The following is a 17,063-nucleotide window of genomic DNA, read 5'->3' on the forward strand; positions in this document are numbered from 1 at the left end:
GTGAGACAAAGGTTAGTCGTGGCGCAGGGCGTCGGCCGGATCCATGGCCAGGGCGCGCCGCGTGGGCAGGTAGGTGGCCGTGAAGATCACGGTCGCCAGCAGCATGAACACGGCTGGCGTGACCCAGGCCGCGTTGGACAGGATATTGGGCAGCGAGCCGCTCAGGACATTGGCAATGAGCAGGCCCAGGCCGCCGCCGACCACGCCCACCGCCAGGTACACGGCGCCCTGGCGCAGGAACAGCCACACAATGCGTGCCGGCGAACTGCCGAGCGCCCGGCGCACCCCGATTTCCTGGGTGCGGCGCGCCACGAAGCGGCTGATCAGGCCAAACAGGCCGCTGGCTGCGAGGATCACGGTGATGGCCGAAATGATGCCAAAGGCCGGCACCAGTGCCGTGTAGGTCATGTCGAGTGCGCTCAGGTAGTCGTCCAGGTACTGCAGATTGTGCAGCGACACGTCCTGGTCATTGGCATAGGCCGCTTCCAGCAGCGCCGCGCGGTTGCCGGGGGCGGCGTCGCGCAGCTTGGCCAGCAGCAGGAAGCTGCCGGGATCGGCCTGGCGCAGCGGACGGTAGATGCTGCCCGGATCATCGTTGTACGGCTCGTGCTTGACGCCCGAGACCACGCCCACCACCGTCAGCCATGGCCCTTTTTCATTGGGATCGACCTGGATGCGCTTGCCCACCGCATCCTGGTTGGGCCAGTAGCGCTTGGCCGTGACTTCATCGACGATGGCGGTGTTGAGCGAGGTGGCGGTGTCGCTGGTATCGAACAGGCGCCCGCTGCGCAGGGCAATGCCGAGCATGCCGAAGTAATTGTCCGACACGGCCGTCAGCGGCAGCTTGAGTACGCCCTGGTCGGCAGCGCGCGTCTGTCCTTCGATGGCCACCGGCGACAGCGGCGCGCGGGTCGGCACGGCGGCGGCATACGCCACTTCGGTGCCGGGCAGCTTGTCCTTGACCCGCGCGGCCAGGCTGTCCATGAACTGCAGGCGCGCGGCCGCGTCCGGGTAGCGATCGCCCAGCACGGTCGGATAGGTCGACAGCATCAGGTTGGCCGTCTCGATGCCGGTCGGCTTGCCGGTTTCATCGCGCACCGCCACCATCAGATTCATGCACACCACCAGCACCAGCGACGACACCAGCACCTGCAGGCCGACGATGGCGCCGGCCGACTTGGCGCCGCCCGCCTTGGCCGTGCCCTTGCCGCTGCCGCCCAGAGCCAGCGACGGGTCTTGCCGCGACAGGCGCCAGGACGGTATCAGTGTGCTCAGCAGCCAGAGGACGGCGGCAATGATCACGGCCGTCAGCAGGTCGCCCGGGCGCACCATCAGCGGGTTGCCGTCGCGGCCATTGGCCAGGTACTGGGTCATGTAGTCGCTGATGAAGCGGGTGCCGCGCACGCCCAGGATGGTCAGCATCACGCCCAGGATCAGGCCGGGGATCATGACCAGTGCCGATTCGAGCAGGCACTGGCGCAGCATGCGCCAGCGGGTCGAGCCGAGCGCCATGCGCAGCGCCAGTTCGCGGCTGCGTTCGAGCAGGCGGGCAAAGAACACGAGGCTGATATTGACGCAGCCCAGCAGCAGCACGGCCACCGCGATCAGGCTGATCATGGTCGCAACGGGAATGAAGCCGCTGGTGAACATGCGGTGCGCCGGCACCAGTTCCACATGGCGGCCGGCGTCGAACTTGGCCGGGTAGTTCTTGTTGACTTCGGCAATGGCAGGCGCCATCTCGGCCAGCAGGGCTTCCGGCTGCTGGCCATCCTTGAGCAGGATGAAGGAGACGATATTGCCGTCGGCAGCCTCGGGCGCCGTCACCGGCGCCAGGCGCAGCGGGGTCCAGATCTCGAAGTCGTCAAAGGCAAAGAAGCTCTCGGGCATGACACCCACGATCTGCACCGAGCGCCCATCGATGCGGGCCGGTTTGCCGACAATGGCGGGGTCGCCCGCGAAATGGGTCTTCCAGGTCAGGTAGCTGATGATGGCGGTGGGCGCGGCGTCCACGGCGCTGTCGCGCTCGTCGAACAGGCGCCCGGCCATCGGCACCACGCCTGTCGTGGCCAACAGGCGCGGGCTCATGGCAGCGGCGCGCAGGCGGGTGCTGGCATTGCCGTTGCTGAGCATGAGGGCGCCCACGGTGTAGCTGCCCAGGTGGTCGGCGGCGGTGCTGCGGCGCGCGATCTCCTGGTAGGTGAAACGGTCGATGTCGGGGACCGAGCCGGCGGTGGCGGTGCGCGCCACCTGGATGTTCATCCAGCGCTCGCTGCCGGGGAAGGGCAGCGGCTTCATGGTCAGGGTATAGGCCAGCACGCTGGCCCACAGCGCCAGGCCGACGCTGAGCGCGACCACCGTCACGCACACCAGGAAGTAGCCGGGCGCCTTGGTCCACAGGCGAGCGGCATACTTCAAGTCAAACAAGAAATTCGTCAACATCGGTCAAGCTCCTATTACTTGATACGGATACGGTCTTTGTTTTGCCAGTCGCCTGACTCGGAAGTGATGATGCTCTCGCCGGCCTTGAGGCCATCGAGTACCTGCATCAGCGTCAGGGACAGCTTGCCCGACCTGATGACGACCTTGTCGGCGTAGTCGCCGGAAGAGTCGAGCTTGAACACGGACACGGGCGAGCCGGCCTGCGCATAAGAAGGCTTCCTGACGAACAGCGCGTTGGGCAGGCGCGCCAGGTAGATGTCGCCGTCAATGGCCAGTTGCGGACGGGCCCCGCTCGGCAGCGGTCCCTTGAGGGCGGCATCGACCACCACGGTGCCGTTGGCAATGGCCGGATCAACCCGGGTGACCTGGGCGCGCACGGTGCCGTTGTGGGTATCGACCAGCACTTCCTGGCCCACCTGCACTTCGGCCGCGTCGCGCGCCGGCACGCGCAGTTCGGCATACAGCGAGTTGGGCTGGGCGATCTGGCCGATCGGCTGGCCGGCCGTCAGTTCCTGGCCAATGTCGGCGCGCAGGACCTGCACAATGCCGTCAATGCCGGCCACGATCTTGAGGTTGTTGACATCATTGCGGGCCCGCTCCAGGGCGCGCGCCAGTTCGGTCACGCGCGCCTGGCTCACCGCCACTTTCATCTTGATGTTGGCGCGGATGGCGTTGACCCGGTCCTGGCCAATTTCCAGCGCACGCTTGAGCTGCGCCACATTGAGCTGGGTGCGCTTGTAGTCCACGCCCGAGACCAGGTTGGCCGCCTTCAGTTCGGTTTCCGCTTCCAGCTGCAGCTGCGCGCTTTGCAGGTTGAAGCGCGCCTGGGTGAGCGCGATTTCCTGGTTCAGCAAATCGGTCTTGAGTTCGGACTCGGTCGCGCCCAGATCGGTCAGCGCGCCCTGCCAGGCCGACTGCGCCTCGTCGGCGCGCGCCACCGCCTGCGGATTGGACAATTCCAGCACCAGCTGGCCGGCCTTGACCACGTCGCCCGGCTGCACATGCTTTTTCAGCACGCGCCCGTTGACCTGGGCGCCGATGGACTCGATGGTGCGCGGCAGCAGCTGGCCGCTGCCCCTGACCTTGATCTCCAGCGTGCCCCGCTCCACCGCCGAAATGGCGAGCTTGCTGCGCTCCACGCGGACCGTATTGAAGTCAACGAAAAACAGGGAAATGGCGATGCCGGCAACGGCGACACCTGGGATCACATAGCGCAGAACGCGCGATCTGGAACGACGTATCGATTCGGGCCTGGCGCGATCCATGGAACTCCGTTCGTTGTTATTCATATAGGTTTTCAATCTAATTAAGTGTAACACTATCGCAATTTATTGCGAGAAAAAATGGTGGACTTTTAGCAGCTGTCGCGTGGCTGCATCATTGCCATGTATCGCTTCTTTTCATCGCTTATTTCTGGTACTTGTCGACCAGCTCCAGGAACTTTTTGTAGCGTGGGTTATCCCACTCAAAACCATTCAATCGCTCGTCGATGGCAATGGAATTCATGATCGATTCGGGCGGAAAGTCGAGCCAGTTCTTCCTGCCCCCGCCCTCCCCTGCGCCGGTCATGCGCAGCCCGATGCCATACGGTTCGAGCCGACCGAAATGATGGGTCGAATGCTGGGCCACGTCGTGAAACTGGCGCGGCAGCTGCGGGTAAATCCCGGGAATGTACTGGTGCATGCGGATGTCCTGCAGCACTTCCACCGTGTGCAGCAGGAAGGCAATCGGCGGGCTGTACAGCGAGGTCGGATTGCCGCCCAGGCTGCGCAAAAAGCCTTCCAGCAAGCCGTTGCCGGACACGCCGATCAGGCCGCACGGAATGGCGTCGTGATGGGTGCCGTGCAGGTAGACAAAATCAAGCGGGGCGTTATGGGCCAGCCAGTGGTCGCGGTAGTACCAGTCACTATAGGTTCGCAGGTGAAAAGCGTGAATGAGCACGCACACAACGCTCGTCACGGCCACGCTGATAACCGAAAAACGGGCGTGCGTAATTACCAGGAACCAGGGCGCGAGCAGGATCAGGTGCGTCAGCAGTCCCGTGACATAGGCATGCACGATATGCAGCACCACATTGGGCTGACGTTCGAGCGCGCTTTTCCACACGGTCTGCTGCAGGATTTCGCGCACCAGCGCGCGGCGCTGCAGGTGCGCCGCCAGGATCACGGTGCGGTACAGCGACAGCAGTGCCAGGTGAACCAGGAACAGGCCAAGCGCGATGTTCCCCATCAGCGCGCTGTGATGAGGCCAGCCGGGCGTGGCGCGGATGAACAGCTGGTCGGCCGCCAGCAGCAGCGCCGCGACCCAGAACATGGGCTTGATGTTCTGCACCTTGTACAGCAGCGAGTACAGGGCCGCCACCGGCTGGCGAAACAGTTCCGGCATGGCCAGCGTGGCGCCATGACGCAGCGGGAAACTCACCGCCATCAAGGCGCACAGCACCAGGCCGGCGCCCATCAGCCATGGCGAAGCCTGGTACGACACGCCCAGCACCAGGGCGCTGATGGCCAGCATCAGCAGGTAGTCCGCGTAATCGGACTTGCGGTAGGCAATGCGCCGCCCCGCCGCGCCGTACAGGCGATGCAGGCCGTGATCGTTGACGTCATCCATGGTCAGATCTTGATCTGCTTCCAGCGGCCGTCGCGCCAGATGGCGACGATCAGCGTGGTGGCCAGCGCGCCATAGGCAAGCTGCACATACATGATGGCGTTCAGGCCGCCCTGCATCATCACCCCCACGATCCACACGCCCGGCAGGAACAGCACCCACTGGGTGGCGAACGACACGATCATGACGCGCTTGCCTTCACCCAGGCTGATGAGCACCGTGGCAAAGATGTAGATCAGGCTGGCAATGCCGAGGAAGGCGCCCGTCAAACGCGCCGGCAGGATCGCCATCGACAGCGTGGCCGGGTCGGTCAGGAAGATCGACAGGCACCATTCCGGCACCAGCACCAGCGGCGCGCCCAGCAGGGTGATCCAGACCACGCCGATCTTGGCCACGTCCCAGCCCCAGCGCTCGGCTTCTTCGGCGTCGCCCTCGCCCAGCGTGCGCGACACCAGGGTGATGGCAGCCATGCCCAAGGCGCTGGCAAACAGGTCCATGAGAATGGAGATGCGGGTCAGGACATTCATCGCCGCCAGTTCGGCCGTGCCCATGCGACCGACGATCCAGTAGAACACCAGGAAGCCCATGGCAAAGAAACCTGCTTCAAAGACGGCCGGAATCCCGATCTGCAGCATGCGCTGGATCAGTTCCTTGCTCGGTTTATAGGTCAGCAAGCCCTCGCCGCGATAGCTGACATAGGTCATGATGGCGTAGATCAGCGCGCTGACCACAAGCGAAATGCTGGTGGCCATGCCGGCGCCGGCCGCGCCCATCGGCTCGAAACCGAGGTGGCCGAAGATCAGCACGAAGCCCAGGCCCGCATTGAGCAGGTTGACGAACAGGATATTGAGCATGTAGACCCGGGTCCTGGCCACCCCGGCCCAGAAGCCATGGAAGGCATTGGCCAGGCCCGCGAACGGCATGCCCAGCACCAGCGCCTGCAGGTAGGGCGTGCCCACGCGCGCCACTTCCGGATCGGAGGAAATGGACGAGAAATACCAGTCGATCAGCCCGTAGCAGATGAAGGCCAGCGGAATGCCTGCCAGCAGCGCCATCATGAGGCCGGCGTTCAGCGGAGCGCACTTGGGCTCCGTCGATTTTTCGCCCATGCGGCGCGACACGATACTTTGCACGGCCGGCGTGACGCCGGTGAGCAGGGCCGAGATCAGGGCGTGGCTGAAGCCGGCGACACCGACTGCCGCCACTGCCGCCGTGCCCAGCCGGCCCACCATCGCCAGGTCGACAATGGCCATGATGAAGGAGGAACTCAGTCCCACCGTCACCGGCAATGCCAGGTCCATGATGGCCTTGACACGTTGTTTGCTTATCATCCAAAAATCTCCTTAGGTCCTGCTATCGAAAAAAGTGAGCCGGCGCAGGCACGCGCCGGCATTGGCCTAGGCCGCCAGATCATCATTGACAACGGTGCCGCCCTGGGGCAGCGCCAGGCACGCCTGCAACTGCGCGGCCAGCTGGAGTGCATGGTCCGGTCCGAGCATCGACATATGGTCGCCCTCGGCCAGGAACACGCGCGGCGGCTGGCCCAGTACCTCGCCCCAGCCGTAATCGTCGGGCACGGGGACAGCCCTGCCAGCCAACGCCCGCGCCAGGACGACCGGCAGCACTGCGGCCGGTGGCGCCGGGCGATAAGCGCGGTAGCTGGCCGCATGGGTGTCAAACAGCGCCAGGAAACGGGCCAGCTGTTCGCTGTCCACCGCCATGCCCTGGTCCGCCATGGCCGCCCCCACCAGGACTGCGCGCCCGGCGCTGTCGGCGCCGCGCAGGGCAGCGTTGTCCAGCACCAGCTCCCGGTCCGGATACTGGCGGCGCACCAGGGCGGCCAGTTCGCCAATCAGTTCCAGCGTGTCATCGGCCTGCTCGATCTGTGCCAGGGAAGCCGGCGCCAGCGCGTCAAGCAGCACCAGCGAGGCTACCTGCTGCCCCTGTTCGAGCAGCAGGCGCGCCGTTTCATAGGCGACGGCGCCGCCATAGGAGTGCCCCAGCAGGTAGTAAGGGCCCTGCGGCTGGCGCGCCCGCACCGCCTGCAGCGCCAGCGCGGCAGCCTGCTCCACGCTGCGCGCTGGCGCGCCGCCATCGAGGCCGGGGTCATGCAGTGCATAGATGGGCTGGGGAGCCTGGCCCGCCTCGCGCGCAAGCTGCTCCAGGCCGCGCGCCAGGGCCGCGAACGACAGGACATTGCCGCCCGCGCCGGGCAGCGCGAACAGCGGTGTGCCCTGCCCTGCCGGCTGGAGCGACACCAGCACCTCGCTTTTCGCGGCCGGCCCTGCCAGCGCGGCAGCCATGGCGCCCAAAGTCGGATACTGGAACAGCGCAGCCAGCGGCAGCGGGCGGCCGAAATCATCCTTGATGCGGGCGATCAGCTGCACCGCCAGCAGCGAGTGGCCGCCCAGGTCAAAGAAACTGTCGTCCACGCCGGCCGTGGCGGGGGCCAGTTCCAGCAGTGCTTCCCACAGGGCGGCCAGGCGCATCTCGGCCGCGCTGGCCGGGGCCACGTAGCGGCGCGCCGACTGCAGCTGCACCTGGCGCTGCGCCAGCGCGCGGCGGTCCACCTTGCCGTTGGGTGTGAGGGGAATCTGCTCCAGGGCGATAAAGGCGACTGGCACCATAAAGGCCGGCAGCAGCGCCTGCAGGTAGTCGCGCAGTGCGTCCGGCCCGACACCGGGTTGGCGCGGCACAAAGTAGGCCACCAGGCGCTGGGCCCCAGCCTCGCCGCTGGCCACCACCACGCTGGATGCCACCGCGGGATGGCCGTCGAGCTGGGCCTCGATCTCGCCCGGCTCGATGCGGTAGCCGCGAATCTTGACCTGGGCGTCTATCCGGCCCAGGTACTCGATGCTGCCATCGTCCAGCCAGCGCGCCAGGTCGCCGGTGCGGTACATGCGTTCGCCAGGCCGGAACGGATCGGCCACGAACTGCTCGGCGCTGCGCTGCGGCAGGTTCAGGTAGCCGCGCGCCAGGCCAGCGCCGGCGATCACCAGTTCACCGGGCACGCCCACCGGCTGCGGCGCGCCATGCGCGTCGAGAATGTAGATGCGGGTGTTGTCAAGCGGCTGGCCGATCGGCACTGCGGCGTGGCTGGCCAGCAGCTGCGGCGTCACCTCGGTCATGGTGCAGATGATGGTCGCTTCGGTCGGGCCGTAGGTGTTGATCAGCTTGATGTGCGGATGGCGCGCGCAGAATGCGGCAGCCCTGGCATGCTCCAGCTTTTCGCCGCCCACCACCACGGTACGCACGGTGGCGGGATCGACCCCGCTGGCGGCGAGTTGATGAAACAGCGCGGTCGGCACATTCAGGATCGTGACGCCATGGGCCGCAATGGCCCGTCCCAGTTCGTCGGCAGCGAGCAGCTTGTCCTTGTGCTCGAGCACCAGGCAGGCGCCGGAGAGCAGGATGGCGAAGACTTCCTCGGCAAACAGGTCAAAGCTGGGGCTGGCCACCTGGATCTGCACGTCGTCCTGGCCAACCCCGTAACGGCGGCGCACGCACTGGTTATGGTTGACCAGGCCGCGGTGCTCCACCATCACGCCCTTGGGTTTGCCGGTCGAGCCGGAGGTGTAGATGACATACGCCAGGCTGTCGGGCCGCGCCAGCGTGCGCAGCACGGCCCCGGATGTGCGTGCCTGCTGCGCCATCTCCGCGCGTTCGCCGTCAATGGCAATCAGGCGCGTGCCAGCCGGCGCCATGCTGCGCAGCCGTGCCAGCAGGTGCGACTGGGTCAGCACGATGGCCGCCCCCGTATCCTGCAGCATGTAGGCCAGGCGCTCGTGCGGATAATCCGGGTCGAGCGGCACATAGGCGCCGCCCGCGATCAAAATGCCCATCGCGCCAATGATCAGCTCATGGGAGCGCTCGGCATACAGGCCCACCAGGCTGTCCGCGCCCACGCCCAGCGTCTGCAGGTGCAGGGCCAGGTCGGCGCACTGCGCGTGCAGCTGGCCGTAAGTCAGGGCACTGTCCTGGTACACGGTGGCGCGGCGGCCGGGCGCGGCCAGGGCCTGGCGGGTGAACAGCGCGCCGATGGTGGCATCGCGCTCGAACGGTACGGCACTGGCGTTGAAGGTCTCCAGCACGCGGGTGCGCTCGTCTGGGCCCAGGTAGCACAGGCGGTCCACGGCGCAATCGGGCGCGGCCACGATGGCGCGGCACAGCGCGCTGAACTGCCGGCACAGGCGGGCGATGGTCTCCGGCTTGTACAGCAAGGTGCTGTATTCGGCCGTGCACTCCAGGCCCGCCGCGCTCTCGGCACACTCCAGGCTGAGATCAAACTTGCTGGTGGCGCTGTCAAGCCGGTACTGGCTCACCTGCTCGGCGCCGGCTGCCGGCGCGGTATTTTGCAGCACCAGCATGGCCTGGAACAAGGCGCTGGCACCCGTGCTGCGCTGCGGGCGCAGCGCGTCCACCACTTTTTCAAATGGCGTGTCCTGATGCTCGTACGCCTCCAGGCAGGTCTGACGCACGGCAGCGAGCAAGGCGGAAAACGGGGCGCCAGGATCGATCTGGGTACGCAGGGCCAGGGTATTGACGAACATGCCGATCAAGCCTTCGGTCTCGGCGTGGCGGCGGTTGGCAATTGGGGTGCCGATGCACAGGTCGTCCTGGCCGCTGGCGCGGTACAAGAGGGTCTTGAAGGCGGCCAGCAGCACCATGAACAGGGTGCCGTCCTGCTGCTCGGCGAGCGTCTTGAGCTGGCCGGCAAGCGCGGCGTCAAGCGTGAAGCGGTGCGTGCTGCCGGCATTGTTCCATAGCGCCGGGCGCGGATAATCGGTGGCCAGTTCCAGCTGCGAGGGCGACCCGGCCAGCTTGCCGCGCCAGTAATCGAGCTGCGCGTCGAGCACCGGGCCGGCGCTCTGGCTGCGCTGCCACACCGCGTAGTCGGCATACTGGATTGGCAGCGGCGCCAGCGCCACCTGCTCACCGCGCGCGATGGCGTCGATGCACCGGCCCAGTTCATCGATCAGCACACTGATCGACCAGCCGTCGCTGATGATGTGATGCATATTGAGCATCAGGATGCGTTCATCGTCGGCCAGCGTGATCACCCGGGCGCGCAGCAGCGGGCCGCGGGCCAGGTCAAACGGGGTGGCCGCTTCCTGCATGCACAGGCGGTGTGCCTCGGCGCGCCGGTCGGCGCGTTCGCGCAGGTCAATCCGTTCCAGCGTGATGCACAGCTGATCCAGGATCAGCTGGCGTGCCCTTCCATCCTGGCTCGGGAACACGGTGCGCAGTGTTTCGTGGCGCGCGATGATGGCATTGAAGGCCTGCTCCAGCACATCGCTGTCGAACTGGCCGTGCAAGGTCACGGCGCCGGGGCAGTTGTAGCCGGCCGTGCCGGGTTCGAGCTGGTCGAGGAACCATAGCCGCTCCTGGGCAAAGCTCAGTGGCAGCGGTGCCGTGGCGCTGCGCTCCACCGGCACGATACCTGCGTCCGGCAGTGCCGGCCGCGCGGCCGCGTCCACCCGGCGCGCCATCTGGGCCAGGGTGGAACGGTCGAACAGCGACTTGAGGGTGAACTCCACGCTGAACGCCTTGCGCATGCGCGAGAGCAGCTGGGTCGCCAGCAGCGAGTGGCCGCCCAGCTCAAAGAAATTGTCTGCCGCCCCTACCTGCCCCGGCTGCAGGCCAAGCAGTGTTTCCCAGATGGCCGCCAGGGCACGCTCGGTGCCTTCCCGGGGCGCCACGCGTGCCTTGGTGGGCTGCACGCCCAGGTCGCGCTGCTCGAGCTGGCGCCGGTCCACCTTGCCGTTGGGAGTGAGCGGAATCTGGTCCACTTCGATAAACAGCGACGGCACCATATGCACCGCCAGCGTGGCGCCCAGGTGATCACGCAATGCCTGCGCCTGCGGCGCCTGGCCGCGCGCCACAAAGTAGGCCACCAGCCGCTGCTCGCCGGCCTGTCCCGCCGCCACCACCACGCTGTCCTCGATCTGTGGATGGGTGTTCAACTGGTACTCGATTTCGCCCAGTTCAATGCGAAAGCCACGGATCTTGACCTGGGTGTCGATGCGCCCCAGGTACTGGATGGTGCCGTCTTCCAGCCAGCGCGCCAGGTCGCCGGTGCGGTACATGCGTTCGCCCGGCCGGTAAGGATTGGCGACAAAACGCTCGGAAGTGAGCTGCGGCAGATTCAGGTAGCCGCGTGCCAGGCCCACGCCGGCAATGAGCAATTCACCTTCAGCGCCCAGCGCGACCGGCTGCAGGTTCTGGTCCGTGACATACAGCGCGATATTGTCGATCGGCGCGCCAATGGGCACAAAGGCGTCCGGCAGCACGGCGCAGTCGTGGTAGGTGACGTCGATGGCCGCCTCGGTGGGACCATACAGGTTGTGCAGGGCCGCGTTGGGAAAGCGCGCGCGGTACTGCCCGGCCGAGCGGCGGTCGAGCGCTTCGCCGCTGCAGAAAATCTGGCGCACGCCCGGGCACTGGCCATCGGCGTTTTCCAGGAAGGCGCGCAGCATGGAAGGCACGTAATGCAGCGTGGTGACGCCCGCGCTGTCGATCAGGCGGCGCAGGTACAGCACGTCCATGTGCCCACCCGGCTCGGCAAACACCACGCTGGCGCCGGCCATCAGCGGCCACACGAACTCCCACACCGACACGTCAAAACTGTACGGCGTCTTTTGCAGCACAACGTCGCACTGGTCGAGCAGGTACTTGTTCTGCATCCAGTGGATGCGGTTCATCAGGGCGCGGTGTTCGAGCATCACGCCTTTTGGGCGGCCGGTGGACCCGGAAGTGTAGATCACGTAGGCCAGGCTGTCGGGCCGGGCCAGCCGGCGCAGGCTGCCGCCGGCAGCGCGCGTGGCCTGGGCCGAGGCGGCTACTTCGGCCCAGCCGCTGTCAAGCGCGATCAGGACCGTGCCGGGCGCGGCCAGCGTGCGCAGCCTGTCGAGCAGGCGCGCCTGGGTCAGCACGATCCCGGCACTGGTATCGGCCAGCATGTAGCCTAAGCGGTCGGCCGGGTAATCCGGGTCCAGCGGCACGTAGGCGCCACCGGCCACGAGGGTCCCCATCAGGCCCACCATCAGTTCCAGCGAGCGCTCCATGTACAGGCCTACCAGGCTGTCGGCGCCCACGCCCAGGCCCTGCAGGTGCAGCGCCAGGTCGGCGCAGCGCGCATGCAGCTGGCCGTAGGTGAGACTGGTGCCGGCAAAGGCCGCTGCCCGCAGATCGGGCGAACCGGCGGCCAGCTCCTGGAAAAACTCGTGCACGCAGCGCTCTTCCGGGAACGGCACGGCCGTGTCGTTGAACAGTTCCTGCAGCTCGCGTTCCCCCGTTGCCGGGCATGGCAGGCCATCGAGCGGACTGTCGGGTGCTGCCACAATGGCTGCGCACAGGTCGCGCAGCTGGCGGGCCAGTCGTGCAATGGTCAGCGGCTTGAAAAGGGCCGTGCGGTATTCGATCACGCAGGCCATGCCGTGCGCTGCTTCCGTAAATTCCAGGCTCAGGTCAAATTTGCTGATGCCGGCGTCCAGCGGATAAGGCTCGGCGTGGCCGTTACCTGCAGCGGCAGCGGCGGCTGTATTCTGCAAGATCAGCATGGCCTGGAACAGGGGGCTGCGGCCCATGTCGGGACGGATCTTGAGCGCCTGGACGATTTTCTCGAAAGGAGTGTCCTGGTGCTCGTAAGCTTCCAGGCAGGTCTGCCGCACCTGACCGAGCAGCGTGGCAAAGGATGCGGCGCCGTCGACCCGGCTGCGCAGCGCCAGGGTGTTGACAAACATGCCGATCAGGCCCTCGGTTTCAGCCTGCTGGCGGTTGGCCACCGGGCTGCCGATGCACAGGTCGGCCTGGCCACTGACGCGGTACAGCAGTGCCTTGAAGGCGCCCAGCAGCGCCATGAACAGGGTTGCCCCCTGCCGCTCTGCCAGCGCCTTCAGGGCCGTGGTCAGGGATGGATCAAAATGCAGGCGGTGGGTGGCGCCGGCCAGGTCGGTCTGGGCCGGCCGCGCAAAGTCGGTGGCCAGTGCCAGGCGGTCCGGCACCCCATCGAGCTTGCCGCGCCAGTAGTCGAGCTGGCGTTGGAGCACGCCCTGCTGCTCGAAGCGCTCGCGCTGCCAGATACTGTAGTCCGCATACTGGACCGGCAAGGCGGGCAGCTGCACCGGGATACCTTGCGCGGCGCCTTCAAGCAGCGCGCCCAGCTCGGCGATCAGGACACCGAGCGACCAGCCGTCACTGATGATGTGGTGCATATTGAGCATGAGGATGCGTTCCTCTGGCCCGAGCTCGATCAGCTTGCCACGGATCAGGGGACCGGTGCCCAGGTCAAACCGGGTGGCCGCTTCCTGCAGGCACAGGCGGCGCGCGGTGTGGTGGCGGCCGGCGGTGGCGCTCAGGTCAATGCGTTCCAGCCGCAGGCGCAGCTCGTCGAGGATCACCTGGCATGCCTGCCCGTCTTCACTGGGGAAGATGGTGCGCAGCGTTTCATGGCGCGCGATGATGGTGTTAAAGGCGCGTTCAAGTGCATCGCCATCAAAGGCGCCGCGCAGCGTGACCGCGCCGGGGCAGTTGTAGCCGGCGGCGCCAGGTTCAAGCTGATCGAGGAACCACAGGCGCTCCTGCGCGTAGCTAAGGGGCAGTGTCGCAAACCGGCTGCGGTCGGCCCGCGCGATCGCAGCCTGCGCGGCGCCGGCCGCAGGCGCCATGGCATCGACCACGGCGGCCAGGGCGCGCAGCGTGGTGTGGTCGAACATGGCGCGCAGCGGCACGTCCACACCCAGCTCGCGCCGCACGCGCGAGCGCAGCTGGGTCGCGAGCAGCGAGTGCCCGCCCAGCTCGAAAAAGTCGTCGTCGGCGCCAGCCTGACCGGCTTCCAGTCCCAGCAGCTGTTCCCACAGCGCTGCCAGGGCCCGCTCGCTGGCACTGTGCGGCGCCACATGGCTGCGCGCCGTCTGGGCGCTTACTTCCCGCTGTTCCAGCCGGCGGCGGTCCACCTTGCCGTTGGGCGTGAGGGGAATGGCGTCAATGCCCACAAAGGCCGACGGCACCATGTGCGCCGCCAGCGATGCCTGCAGGTGCAGGCGCAGTTCATGCTGCCCTGGCGCCTCGCCATGGTCATCCCCGCGCGCCACGTAGTAAGCCACCAGCCGCTGTTCGCCTGCGAACCCGGCGGCCACCACCACGCTGTCTTCCACCAGCGGGTGTTGGTTGAGCTGATGTTCGATCTCGCCCAGTTCAATGCGAAAGCCACGGATCTTGACCTGGGTGTCGATGCGCCCCAGGTACTGGATGGTACCGTCTTCCAGCCAGCGCGCCAGGTCGCCGGTGCGGTACATGCGTTCACCCGGCCGGTAGGGATTGGCGACAAAACGTTCGGACGTGAGCTGCGGCAGGTTCAGGTAGCCACGCGCCAGGCCCACCCCGGCAATCTGCAATTCGCCGGCCACGCCCAGCGGCTGCAGGCGCAGGTTCTGGTCCGTGACATACAGCGCGATATTGTCGATCGGCGCGCCAATGGGCACAAAGGCGTCCGGCAGCACGGCGCAGTCGTGGTAGGTGACGTCGATGGCCGCCTCGGTGGGACCATACAGGTTGTGCAGGGCCGCGTTGGGAAAGCGCGCGCGGTACTGCCCGGCCGAGCGGCGGTCAAGCGCTTCGCCGCTGCAGAAAATCTGGCGCACGCCCGGGCACTGGCCATCGGCGTTTTCCAGGAAGGCGCGCAGCATGGAAGGCACGTAATGCAGCGTGGTGACGCCCGCGCTGTCGATCAGGCGGCGCAGGTACAGCACGTCCATGTGCCCACCCGGCTCGGCAAACACCACGCTGGCGCCGGCCATGAGCGGCCACACGAACTCCCACACCGACACGTCAAAACTGTACGGCGTCTTTTGCAGCACCACGTCGCACTGGTCGAGCCGGTACTTGTTCTGCATCCAGTGGATGCGGTTCATCAGGGCGCGGTGTTCGAGCATCACGCCTTTTGGGCGGCCGGTGGACCCGGAAGTGTAGATCACGTAGGCCAGGCTGTCGGGCCGGGCCAGCTGGCGCAGGCTGCCGCCGGCAGCGCGCGTGGCCTGGGCCGAGGCGGCTACTTCGGCCCAGCCGCTGTCAAGCGCGATCAGGACCGTGCCCGGTGCGGCCAGCGTGCGCAGCCTGTCGAGCAGGCGCGCCTGGGTCAGCACGATCCCGGCATTGGTATCGGCCAGCATGTAGCCTAAGCGGTCGGCCGGGTAATCCGGGTCCAGCGGCACGTAGGCGCCACCGGCCACGAGGGTCCCCATCAGGCCCACCATCAGTTCCAGCGAGCGCTCCATGTACAGGCCTACCAAGCTGTCGGCGCCCACGCCCAGGCCCTGCAGGTGCAGCGCCAGGTCGGCGCAGCGCGCATGCAGCTGGCCGTAGGTGAGACTGGTGCCGGCAAAGGCGGCTGCCCGCAGATCGGGCGAACCGGCGGCCAGCTCCTGGAAGAACTCGTGCACGCAGCGCTCCTCCGGGAACGGCACGGCCGTGTCGTTAAAGGTTTCCAGCAGCAGGTGGCGCTCCCCGGCATCGACCAGATCAAGCTGGTCCAGGCTGCAGCTGGTGTCGCCCACTGCCGCCTCGAGCAGCGTGCGCAGCTGGCCGAGCATGCCGATGGCCATGCGTGCACTCAGTACGCGCTGCGCGTATTTCAGGTGCAGGGCATAGACGCCCTTGTCTTCGTAGATTTCCAGCCCCAGGTCGCCGTCGAGCGGCTGGCTGATGTCGCCTACCAGCTCCACGTCGAATGCGCCGCCGTCTGGCAGCTTGATATCCTGCAGCTTGAAGACGTTTTGAAACGCATACGAGATGCGGAAGTCGGCGTGCCCGCCTGCCTGCTTCTGGTCGTTGGCAATGCGCGGGAATGGATACGGCGAGTGGTACAGCGCATCGATCATGCCGCGCCCCGCGTCCTGCAGCCAGGACTGCAGGTCAGTGGCGCCGCAATAGCGGCTGCGCAGCGCAATCATGTTGACGAAATAACCCACATCGGCACCGAAACGCCCACCTGCCCGTCCCATCACCGGCATGGTGACCACCAGGTCTTCCTGGCCCGTGTAACGGTGCAGCAGCAGCTGGAAGGCGGCCAGGAAAATGGCCGATGGCTGCACGGCGCAGCGGCGCGACAGCGCCATGACTGCATTCGATAATGCTGCCGTCAGGGGCTCCATCACCATGGCATCGGCGCCGGGTGCGCCGCCGCTGGCTGATACTGGCGCGAACTCGGCCGGGGGCGGGGCGCCGTCCAGCACCGTGCGCCAGTAGTCGGCGTGGGCCTGGCCTTCCGGCGATGCCAGCATGGCCTGCTCCCAATCCACGAACTGGCGGTAGCCGTCCGATACCGGCCCGGCGGGGGCGCTGCGCCCCGCTGCCAGGGCCAGGTAATGCATGAACATGCGCGAGAGCAGGATGACCGAGGAGACGCCGTCCACCACGATATGATGGATGGTGATCAGCAGCGTGGTGCCGCCCTGGGCGTTGACGAACATTTCGGCCCGCGTGAGGGGCCCTTGTTCAAGGTCGAACGGCCGCTGGACGCGCTCGCGCAGGAAGGCGAGCATGGCCTGTTCGCCGGCGATGTCAATCTGTTCGGTCGACAGAGCCGTGCGGCAGGCGTCGTCGATGACGTGCGACAGGCGCCCGTCTTCGTCCACGATGCGCGACTGCAGGATGGGAAACTGGTCCTGCACCAGCTCCCAGGCCCGCGCCACGTGGGCGGCGTCGATACCGCGCCGGCTGCGCAGGCACAGCGGGACGTTGTAGGCGCAGGAAGCCGGGTCCACCTGCTGGCGCACGAACAGCCCGGCCGCACCGGCGGCCAGCGGAAAGCGGCGCGGCAGCGCGCTGCCGGGACGCTGCCGCGCCCTTTCTTCCAGCATGGCGATGATATGGGACCGCATCTGCACGATGCTGGCGCGGGTGGCCTCGTCCAGTGCGCCAGGCGGCGCGTAGCAGTCCAGGGTGCCATTCGAGAGCGACAGCTTGATCCCCTTGGCCCCGAGCGAGGCCAGAAACTCCATAACAGCTTGCACGTGTTT

General features: G+C 66.8%; 5 protein-coding genes. All 5 read right to left on the minus strand.

Going from position 1 to position 17,063, the window contains the following annotated elements; translation table 11 throughout:
• Nucleotides 1-12: 12 nt before the first annotated feature.
• Nucleotides 13-2,439 carry an ABC transporter permease gene (locus KY495_RS22820; RefSeq protein WP_219881554.1) on the minus strand — a complete coding sequence of 809 codons (2,427 nt, stop codon included), beginning with the start codon at nucleotides 2,437-2,439 and terminating at the stop codon, nucleotides 13-15.
• Between the two features lie 14 nt (nucleotides 2,440-2,453).
• Nucleotides 2,454-3,728 carry an efflux RND transporter periplasmic adaptor subunit gene (locus KY495_RS22825; RefSeq protein ID WP_219881555.1) on the minus strand — a complete coding sequence of 425 codons (1,275 nt, stop codon included), beginning with the start codon at nucleotides 3,726-3,728 and terminating at the stop codon, nucleotides 2,454-2,456.
• 118 nt (nucleotides 3,729-3,846) lie between these two features.
• Nucleotides 3,847-5,049, minus strand: a complete 1,203-nt coding sequence (locus KY495_RS22830) for a hypothetical protein (RefSeq protein WP_219881556.1) — start codon at nucleotides 5,047-5,049, stop codon at nucleotides 3,847-3,849.
• Nucleotides 5,050-5,051: 2 nt separating this feature from the next.
• Nucleotides 5,052-6,377 carry an MATE family efflux transporter gene (locus KY495_RS22835; protein WP_219881557.1) on the minus strand — a complete coding sequence of 442 codons (1,326 nt, stop codon included), beginning with the start codon at nucleotides 6,375-6,377 and terminating at the stop codon, nucleotides 5,052-5,054.
• 66 nt (nucleotides 6,378-6,443) lie between these two features.
• Nucleotides 6,444-17,057: a non-ribosomal peptide synthetase gene (locus tag KY495_RS22840; RefSeq protein ID WP_219881558.1), complete on the minus strand. Its 10,614-nt coding sequence runs from the start codon at nucleotides 17,055-17,057 to the stop codon at nucleotides 6,444-6,446.
• Nucleotides 17,058-17,063: the final 6 nt, after the last annotated feature.

It is taken from the genome of Massilia sp. PAMC28688 (genome assembly GCF_019443445.1).
Taxonomy (GTDB): domain Bacteria; phylum Pseudomonadota; class Gammaproteobacteria; order Burkholderiales; family Burkholderiaceae_D; genus Telluria_A.

Excerpts from the sequence above, each read along its gene's own strand:
- KY495_RS22820 (WP_219881554.1), bottom strand. The coding sequence starts at position 2,439 with ATGTTGACGAATTTCTTGTTTGACTTGAAGTATGCCGCTCGCCTGTGG.
- KY495_RS22825 (WP_219881555.1), bottom strand. The coding sequence starts at position 3,728 with ATGAATAACAACGAACGGAGTTCCATGGATCGCGCCAGGCCCGAATCG.
- KY495_RS22830 (WP_219881556.1), bottom strand. The coding sequence starts at position 5,049 with ATGGATGACGTCAACGATCACGGCCTGCATCGCCTGTACGGCGCGGCG.
- KY495_RS22835 (WP_219881557.1), bottom strand. The coding sequence starts at position 6,377 with ATGATAAGCAAACAACGTGTCAAGGCCATCATGGACCTGGCATTGCCG.